Origin of the sequence: Cellulomonas telluris (assembly GCF_004886325.1) — a bacterium.
GTDB classification, from domain to species: Bacteria; Actinomycetota; Actinomycetes; order Actinomycetales; family Cellulomonadaceae; genus Cellulomonas; species Cellulomonas telluris.
The window spans coordinates 1-503 of the sequence record NZ_QXFN01000131.1 but is presented as its reverse complement, the minus strand read 5'-3'; the positions used below and the strand labels follow the sequence as shown (position 1 = coordinate 503).

The following is a 503-nucleotide window of genomic DNA, read 5'->3' as shown; positions in this document are numbered from 1 at the left end:
CGACGAGGTGCTGTCCGGCACCGAGTTCACCGAGGACGTGCACGCGGACGTCGCCCAGGCCCAGGCCTACGGCGCGAGCGGCGTCCCGTTCTTCGTCGTCGACGAGAAGTACGGCGTCTCGGGCGCCCAGCCGACGGAGGTCTTCACGCAGGTGCTCGAGAAGGCATGGTCGGAGGCGCACCCGAAGATCGAGGTCCTGGCGACCGGCGACACCGGCGAGGCCTGTGGGCCCGACGGCTGCGCGATCTGACCCAGGGCTACTGCGACTTCTCCCCGCGCGCAGCCTTCTCGGCCGTCGTCGTCACCCGCGTCGCCCGGGTCTCGGGCCGTTTGGCCAGCACGATCCAGGTCAGGATCAGCTTCTGCGCCGACGCCGACCAGGACTCCCAGTGGTCCCGGGCGCCGGGGAAGCGGTCGAACGCGGCGGCGAGGTCATCGGGCACGACACAGTCCTCGACGTCGTCCATCAGGGTCCACATGCCGCTCTCCCGGGCCACGGCAAC

2 protein-coding genes are annotated in these 503 nt (G+C 71.0%); one reads left to right on the top strand and one right to left on the bottom strand.

Features of this window, described 5'->3' with window-relative positions; translation table 11 throughout:
* Window positions 1-250 (top strand): DsbA family oxidoreductase (locus FB586_RS19085; protein WP_187697906.1); only part of this gene is annotated, 250 nt, incomplete at its 5' end.
* A gap of 7 nt (window positions 251-257) precedes the next feature.
* Here the strand turns inward: FB586_RS19085 and FB586_RS19080 are convergent.
* On the bottom strand, window positions 258-503 hold a 246-nt coding region (locus FB586_RS19080), incomplete at its 5' end, for a YdeI/OmpD-associated family protein (protein ID WP_222928408.1).